Genomic DNA, 8,226 nt, shown 5'->3' with positions numbered 1-8,226 from the left:
TGCAGGCCGGCTTCTCCCTCCTGCCTCCAGCGGCGCAGCCACTTGTGGGCGGTGGGCCGCGAGATGCCCATCTCGGCTGCGACATGTGCGACGGGGCGGCCGGAGCGGACACGCTCGATCAGCAGCCGCCTGCCGTGAACGGTCAGCCGGGCATTACGGTGGGACACGAAGACCTCCGTGCGGTGCAGTCCTAGACAGCTCCACCACACCGGAGGTCTTCGCCATGATCAAGCCCCGAAGCTGTCAACAACGCTCGTGATCAATACACCTAGTTCGTGCCGATGCGGGCCAGCAGGTCGACAATCCGTGTCTGGACCTCCGTGCTGGTGGACCGCTCCGCAAGGAACAGCACCGTCTCGCCGGACGCCAGCCGCGGCAGGTCCGCTTGGTCGACGGCGGCCGTGTAGACGACCAGCGGGGTGCGGTTGAGCTGCCCGTTCGCGCGCAGCCAGTCCACGATCCCGGCCCGTCGCCGGTGCACCTGCATCAGGTCCATCACGACGAGGTTCGGCCGGAACTGGCCCGCCAGCGCCACCGCGTCCGCATCGCTCGCGGCCCGCGCGACCTGCATCCCGCGCCGTTCCAGTGTCGCGGTCAGCGCCAGCGCGATCTCCGCGTGCTCCTCGATGAGCATCACCCGCGGCGGATGCTGCTCACTGTCCCGCGGCGCGAGCGCCTTCAGCAGTACGGCCGGGTCGGCGCCGTACGCGGCCTCCCGGGAGGCCTGTCCGAGGCCCGCCGTCACCATCACCGGCACCTGAGCGGCCACGGCGGCCTGCCGCAGCTGCTGCAGCGCGGTCCGGGTGATCGGCCCGGTGAGCGGGTCCACGAACAGCGCGGCCGGGAACGCCGCGATCTGCGCGTCGACCTCCTCGCGCGAGTTGACGATCACCGGCCGGTAGCCGCGGTCGCTGAGCGCCTGCTGGGTGCTCATGTCCGGCGCGGGCCACACCAGCAGCCGGCGCGGGTTGTCCAGCGGCTCCGGCGGCAGCTCGTCGTCCATCGGCTGCGGCAGGGGCGCGTCCGCGACCTCCACCGCGCCGCCCGGACCGTCCAGCGGCTCGGGGCCCTCGGCGGCGTTCTCGTCCGGCGCACCTATGGCGTACGACCGTCCCGCACCCTCGGTACCGGGCTGCACCAGCCGCGCCTGCCCGGCGAGCGACGGCTGCGGCACGGGGGTGCCGGGGCCGGCGGGACCGGCGGGTGCCGGTCGCTGGGCGGGTGCGGCGGGCGTGCCGGGCCCGGCGGGCGTCGAGGGGTCGGCCGCGGGATGCGGACGCGCCGTCTGCTCCGCGGCGCCGGCGCGCGCGGCGGGATCGGGCGGCGTGCCCAGCTTCCGGCGCCGCCCGCTGCCCCCGGGCGTGTGCGGCGGCGGGGTGGCCGCCCCGGGACGTGCGGGCTGTGCGGCACCCGGGGCCTGCGCCTGGGCGGCCTGCCGGGTGAACGGCACACCCTGCCCCAGCGTGCGCACGCTGATCGCCCGGCCCTGCGTGGAGTTCGGATCCGCCCGCCCGGGAGCCTCGGCGGGCAACGGCTGCGCGGCCCGGGAGGCAGGGGTACCCGCGGGGGGTGTCGGGGAGCCCGTGGGAGGTACGGCGGTGGCGTCGGCCGGCGGCACGGGAGCGCCCGGGTTCCCCGCGTTCGGCGGCACCGGGGCCGCACCGGGGGTGGCCAGAGTTCCGGTCGTGTGCGGGGGTACGGCGGTGGGGCCGGCCGGGGGTACGGCGGTCCCGGCGCCCGGCGTGGCGTCGGCGGCCGGCCACTGCTGCGGGGCGGGGGTGCCCTGCGGCGGGGTGCCCTGACCGGGGGCGGCCTCGGCGGGGAGCGGCTGGGCGGCGCCCGGCACGGGGTGCGGGTGTGGGTGCGGAAGGCCGTGCGGGGAAACGGGCTGTGTCGGTGCGGCCCCGCCGGTGGCCTGCGCGGGGATCGGCCGCCCGGAGCCCGCCTGGCCGGGGGTGCCGTGAGCCGTGGCCGGCAGGTTCGGCGTGCCCGCGGCAGGGAGGGGGTGGGTCACGGCGGCCTGCGGGGCGGGCTGACCCGGCGTGGACTGAGCCGGGATCGGCCGACCCGGGGCCGGCTGTTCCGGGGACACCGGTGCGGGGAGCGGCTGTGCGGCCGCGTCCTGGGCGCCGGGCTGACCGGTGGCACCGCCCTGGGGCGGTACGGCCGGGCCGGCCGCGGCGCCGGGAGCCATCGGGCCGACGGGACCGGGAGGGGTCGGCGTTGCGGGGCCGACCGGGGTCGCCGTATCTGCCGGAGCAGCCGGAGCGCCCGTACCGGCATCGGGACCTTCGGCAGTCCCCGCCGTGACGGAGGCATCCGTGGACTCAGCGGCACCGGACACCCCCGAGCCCACCGGCCCGGCGTCCCCCGGCTGGGCGGCCGCGCGGCGGCGTCGGCCGGTCGGTGCGGTCGTGGTCGGTGCGGTCGTCGGGTGGGGCTGGGGCGGCGTGTGGTCACCGGAGCCGTCGTGCGGCGCGTCGATGCGGCCGTGGGCGGCGAGGACGTCCGCGGGCACACCGGGACCCGGCACCGGCATGGGCATCGGCACCGGCATGGGCACGGCCTGCGCCGCCCCGGGCTGGGCCCCGGTGCCTGGCGCGTCAGGCCCGGCGACCGGAATGCCGGCCGGCGCGACGGGGCTTCCGGCCGACGCCTCGGGGGCGCCCGTGGGAGCGTCCGGCCCGGTGCCGGCCGGGCGGTCGACGTCGGCGGGCGGCAGGGCAAAGACGGTGCGCGGCGCGGCCTCCTGCGCGGCGGCGCGCTCCTGTGCGGCCGCGAGGGCACGGCGGCGTCGCCCGGTCGGCTGCGGGGCGTCGCCCGAGTCCGCCGCGTCCCCGGTGGCGGCGGGCAGTGCGGGCGGCAGGGCGTTCTGCTCGCCGTCGGCCGCGCGCCGGGCGCGCCGTCCGGTCGGCGCGGGTACGCCCTGCGGCGGCACGGTCCCGCCCAGCCCGGTGCCCACGGCCGCGGTCCCGGCGGCATGCTCGTCGGCGGTCATCACGGCGCCCTCGGCCGGGGAGCCCGTCGTGTCCGGCGTCGCGGCAGCGCGGCGTCGCCGCCCCGTGCCGCCACTGCCGGCCAGCTCCAGGGCCGCGCCCTCGGCCGGCGTCTCCTGCTGAGGCGGCGCGGCCGCACGCCGGCGGCGCCGCCCGGTACCGCCCGAGGCCTCGCTGGAGCCCGACGGCTCCTCAGCGGCGTCGAGTTCCAGGAACGCGTCGGTCGACGGACGCCGGGCCCGCCGCCGCCCGCCACCGGAGGTCTGACCGTCGGCGGGGAACTCCTCCGAACCTGGGGCGGTGGGCTGGGTGGCCCCGGCCGGGCCGGCCGTGACGGCTCCGGCGCCGCCGCCGAGCGGGACCTCGAGGACGTACGCGCTGCCGCTCATGCCCGGCACTTCGTGCGTCTGCAGCACGCCGCCGTGGGCGCGCACGATGCCGCGCACGATCGGCTCGTGCACCGGGTCGCCCCCGGCGTACGGTCCGCGCACCTCGATCCGCGCGACCTCGCCGCGCTGCGCCGCCGCGACGACGACGGTGTTGTCCATGTAACCGCCCGTCGACACGGGCGCGTTGCCGGTGGCGTCGACCCCGGCGACGTCCGCGACGAGATGCGCGAGCGCGGTCGCGAGCAGGTGCGGGTCGACCTCGGCCTCGATGGGCGGCGCGTGCACGGCGAACTGCACCCGGCCCGGACCGATCAGCTCGACGGCCCCGTCCACCCCGGAGGCGACGACGGCGTCGAGCATGACCTTCGTCCGCGTGATCTGCTGCCCCGCGGCGTCGAGCCGCTGGTAGCCGAGGACGTTGTCGATGAGGGTGGTGATGCGCGCGTAGCCGGCGCTGAGGTGGTGGAGCACCTGGTTGGCCTCGGGCCACAGTTGCCCGGCGTCGTCCGCGGCGAGCGCGGACAGCTCGCGGCGCAGCTCGTCCAGCGGTCCGCGCAGGGAGGTGCCCAGGAGGGTGGCCAGCTGGTCGTAGCGCGCGTTGAGCGCCTCGTAACGATCCTTCTCGCGCTCGCCGAGGGCGGCGTAGCGTTCCTCGCCGGCCGCCAGCTCCTCGGCGTGCTTCTCGCGCAGCTCCTCCAGCTCCGTGACGTGGCTCTGGCGCAGCGCGGTCAGGTCGGAGGCGTGCTCCTCGGAGAGCCGCTCCAGCTCCTCGGCGTGCGCCTTCTCCAGTGCCGCCTTCTCCTCGGCCAGGGCATCGTAGGGCCGCCGGTCGGTGAAGGTCATGACGGCGCCGACGAGCTGGTCGCCGTCGCGTACCGGCGCGGTGGTCAGGTCGACCGAGACCTTCTCCCCGCCCTTGGACCACAGCACCTGCCCGCGCACCCGGTGCTTGCGCCCGGAGCGCAGGGTGTCGGCGAGCGGGGAATCGTCGTACGGGAACGGCGTGCCGTCGGCGCGCGAGTGCAGCACGAGGTCGTGCAGTTCCTTGCCGCCGAGATCGCTGGCGCGGTAGCCGAGGATCTGCGCGGCGGCCGGGTTGACGAGCACGATCCGCCCGTCGGTGTCCGTGCCGACGACGCCCTCGGCGGCGGCGCGCAGGATCATCTCGGTCTGCCGCTGCGAGCGGGCCAGCTCGGCCTCGGTGTCGATGGTCCCGGACAGGTCGCGTACGACGAGCATCAGCAGCTCGTCGCCGGTGTAGCCGTAACCGTCGTAGGCCTGCTGGCCGTTCTCCAGATTCGCGCTGGTGACCTCGACCGGGAACTCGGTGCCGTCGGTGCGCCGGGCCATCATCCGCGTCGGCTTGGTCCGCGCCCGCGGGTCGATGTGGTCGGGCCGGCGCATCGAGCCGGGGATGAGCTTGGAGTCGAAGCCGGGCAGCAGATCGAGCAGCCCGCGCCCGACGAGGGCGGTGCCCGGGGTCTCGAACGCCTCCAGCGCGATGGTGTTGGCGTTGACCACGGTGCCGTTGGCGTTGACCAGCACCAACGCGTCGGGCAGCGCGTCCAGTATGGCTGCGAGGCGAGCAGCGCCTCGGGATGGCCTGCTGCTCACGAGACGCTTCCTCCCTGTTACCGCACCTTGCCGACCGCTTCGGCCATCTTGCCAACCGGCCCGCGGCGTGTCACGCCGGGGAGTCTACGGGGAGCCGTTGCGGCTGCGATGCCGGATGAGCGGGTTGCCCGGAGGTCCCGGCGGCGGCCTCGTCGCGGGCGGCCGCCGGGGCCTGTTCACGGCTGTGCCGGTCCCGTGTGCGTCCCGTACGACTCCTGCGGAAATCCCTCTTCTGTGTCCTGCGTCGGTCCCGCGCCTGTCCGGCCTCAGTCCCGCAGGTCGGGGAGCAGGGGCACGAAGCGGTCCCACCGCCCGATCTCGCACCCGTCGCCGCGGTCGAACCGCGCGTCGACCGGGCGCCCGGCCCAGGTGCCGGTCACATGGGCGGTGGCCGGCCCGCCGTACTGCATGGTGCACATGGTGCCCTCCGGCACGGGCGCGAAGGTCTCCTGGCCCCACCGGGTGTTGTGGTCCAGCGCCCGGCAGGCCCGGGCCGCGTGCGGATGGGTGCCGCCGTCCGGATGGCAGAACACCTCGTACGTCCCGTCGCGCCCCTGACCGGCGCCCTGGACGGTGACGACGAGGTGATCACCGCTGACGGGCCGGTCCTCGTCCCGCACGGGCGGCGGCATGAGCGAGCCGCCGCCGTTCTGGTCGTACGCGAGGGAGGGGGCCGCGGACAGCGAGCCGGCGGCGACGGTGACGGCGGTGAGGACGAGCAGGCGGCGCAGTACGCCGGGCATCGACTGGGTGACGTGTGTCATGACCTGCCTAACGCGTCCCGCGACGGGACGTTTCGCCGCACGGCAAGGGCTTTGCCCTCCGGCCCGACTGCCTAGTACCGTGGGAGCCGATTGGTGACACGACGCTCGACTGTGTCATCATCTGCACGCACCACTCGCGCTCGCGCGGGCGGCTGTGCTGGAGGCGTCGCCTAGTCCGGTCTATGGCGCCGCACTGCTAATGCGGTTTGGGCCTTAAAGCCCATCGAGGGTTCAAATCCCTCCGCCTCCGCGCTCGATCACCGAAGCCCCGGTCCACAAGGACCGGGGCTTCGTCGCTCCCCAGCGGTTCGCTCGCGGCCAGCCGATCATGCGAACTGGGCATTTTCGCAGGTCAGGCGGGGTATGCCTAACGGATTTCACATGTCGGCGGCAGTCATGTAATGTTCTTCCTGTCGCCGCGAGCGGGCCGAAAGGGCCGGGGCCGGGGGCAAAACAAAAGAACAAGCACTCGTAGCTTAACGGATAGAGCATCTGACTACGGATCAGAAGGTTGCAGGTTCGAATCCTGCCGAGTGCACACAGGTCAAAGGCCCCGGAGTGATCCGGGGCCTTCGGCGTTTCAGGGTCGTACAGCAGTGAAGTACAGCAACCCCATGACCCGCTACCGCCCATCGCGTCGGACAGCTTGCCGATCGCGCCCGCACTTCCTCCTCGCTCGCCTCGGCGTAGACCTCCATCGTCATGGCGATCTGGGAGTGCCGAAGGATTCGCTGGGCGACCTTCGGGTGCACTTAAGCGCGACCAGGAGCGAGCTGCACGTGTGCCGGGTGTTCCGGAGTGGGATCACGCGGACACCGGCGCGGCGAGCCCGGAGGGCGAACATCCGGGTGAGGTTCCCCGGCTCGATGGGGGTGCCGTAATTCGTGGTGAAGATCAGGTCGTGCGTCCCCTGCCACAGCTCACCAGCCGCTTTCCGGTCGCCGATGCCGGCAGCGGGAGGAAGTCGTCGGACTCCGCGGTCTTGGTCTCGCGGTGCAGGATCTGTCGCCCGGCCCGCTGGATCTGGTGGTCCACGTAGATCTCGCCCGTGTCGAACTCTACGGACTTCCAGGTAAGCCCCAGGACCTCCCCGCGTCGCAGGCCGAGGCAGAGCACGAGCATCCAGGCCGCGAGGAGGTGATCGTCGCGGGCGGCGCAGTCAGCGAGGAATCGGCCCGCTTCGGCGACCGACCAGGGCTTGATCCTTCGGCGCCTGGGCTTGGGGACCTTAACGAGAGAGGCGACGTTCTTGCCGATCTCCTCCTCGGTGACAGCGTGCGTGAGCGCGGCCCGGAGGGCGTCGCGGGCGGCCTGGACGACGCGCCGGGATGGGAAGGCTTCGCAGCATGCGCCGACTGCGCATCAGCGCTGTTGAGGGAGTCGACGCTTGGCGTCCTTGCCCTGGGCGCAGCACTGACAGGTCACGGCGAGCTTGTTGATCCACTCGCGCACGTCCCGGACGGTCAGCTTGTCGAGCCGCTTCGAGCCGAGGTGCGGATTGATGTAGAGCCGCACCGACCCCTCGTAGGACACGTATGTCAGGGGTGCGAGATTCGGCTTCACGATCTCGGCAAGGCACCCGGCTGCGCTCGCGCTCCGCCGGGCGCGATTCCCGGCTTCGCTGCGGGCGCCGCTCTTGCCTCCGGCCCGCTCCGCCCGCGCTGCGCCGACGCGCGCCCACGTGTGGATAGGACCGGTGGCCATGAGTCGATCACCGCATATCGCGGCCCCGGTCAGAACAACGCCTCCGGCGGGGGATCGGCCGGCACCGGATGGAGGGGGCGCCGTCGCCGACTGCGAGTCGGATGTGGCGTGCGCGGGGAGCTCCCATCCCGTCCACCGTCGACCCAGGCAAAGCCGAGCAGACGCGGCCCATGGCGTCCAGGTCGTTCGTACAGTGGCGCGCTCCACCTGGACGCCGCCTCGTGACCTGGGGCGTAGAGCCCGGTCCCCTACCCGACTCACGGATCTCGGGTCCCGAACCGGTGGATCGCCCCCGGGTGGACGGCTATACCGATGACCCGCCATTCTGAAAGCGGTGAACGGCGGGATAGCCGCACTTGTCAAGACCCCGCACGGCGGTTGACACCAGCGACTGACACCAACAAGTGCGAACAGCAGCGGTCGACGTCAGACCCCAATGGACGATCTGCCAAGGGGTGGAACCGGTTGGCCGACGTCGGCGGTCCCCGGTGATCGACCTGATAAGGATGTGGCCGAACCTCATAGCGCCGTGCCCCACTCGTGCCCGATGAAGCGGGAAATCACGGGGAACAGCGGGCAGCGACGGTAGCCGGACATGAGAGCGGCCCCCGACCGAGTCTCCCTAGTCAGGGGCCGTTCTCAACGCTCATCAAGCGGAGGCGGTGGGATTTGAACCCACGGTGACATCGCTGCCACGACGGTTTTCAAGACCGTTCCCTTAGGCCGCTCGGGCACGCCTCCCCGCGCCGCCTGGTGGGG

Annotated in this window: 3 protein-coding genes, 3 tRNA genes and 1 pseudogene; 2 read left to right on the top strand and 5 right to left on the bottom strand. The window is 73.7% G+C overall.

All coding sequences use genetic code 11. The annotated features are described in order from the left end of the window. The 3 genes from AB0J12_RS18800 to AB0J12_RS18790 all read right to left on the bottom strand — a co-directional run. The coding region (locus AB0J12_RS18800) for a leucine zipper domain-containing protein (RefSeq protein ID WP_363265415.1) at window positions 1-167 on the bottom strand (167 nt) is incomplete at its 3' end. 101 nt (window positions 168-268) lie between these two features. Continuing rightward, the gene (locus AB0J12_RS18795) at window positions 269-4,999 is read right to left on the bottom strand and encodes a PAS domain-containing protein (RefSeq protein WP_363265404.1); all 4,731 of its coding nucleotides are present in this window, start codon (window positions 4,997-4,999) and stop codon (window positions 269-271) included. Between the two features lie 266 nt (window positions 5,000-5,265). Further along, the gene (locus tag AB0J12_RS18790; protein ID WP_363265403.1) at window positions 5,266-5,763 is read right to left on the bottom strand and encodes an SSI family serine proteinase inhibitor; all 498 of its coding nucleotides are present in this window, start codon (window positions 5,761-5,763) and stop codon (window positions 5,266-5,268) included. Between the two features lie 159 nt (window positions 5,764-5,922). Here AB0J12_RS18790 and AB0J12_RS18785 point away from each other — a divergent pair. Beyond that, a tRNA-Ser gene (locus tag AB0J12_RS18785) sits at window positions 5,923-6,013 on the top strand. A 215-nt stretch (window positions 6,014-6,228) separates the two neighbouring features. Further along, window positions 6,229-6,301, top strand: a tRNA-Arg gene (locus tag AB0J12_RS18780). An 80-nt stretch (window positions 6,302-6,381) separates the two neighbouring features. Here AB0J12_RS18780 and AB0J12_RS18775 read toward each other — a convergent pair. Together AB0J12_RS18775 and AB0J12_RS18770 are read right to left on the bottom strand one after the other, a co-directional pair. Further along, a pseudogene (locus AB0J12_RS18775) lies at window positions 6,382-7,329 on the bottom strand (site-specific integrase); the annotation flags it as partial. A 792-nt stretch (window positions 7,330-8,121) separates the two neighbouring features. Then, window positions 8,122-8,208 (bottom strand) — tRNA-Ser (locus AB0J12_RS18770). Between the last annotated feature and the right edge of the window lie 18 nt (window positions 8,209-8,226).

The organism is Streptomyces sp. NPDC049915, from assembly GCF_040656475.1.
GTDB lineage: Bacteria > Actinomycetota > Actinomycetes > Streptomycetales > Streptomycetaceae > Streptomyces.
Note: the sequence above shows the minus strand (reverse complement) of the source record. Positions and strands in the feature narration are given on the sequence as shown.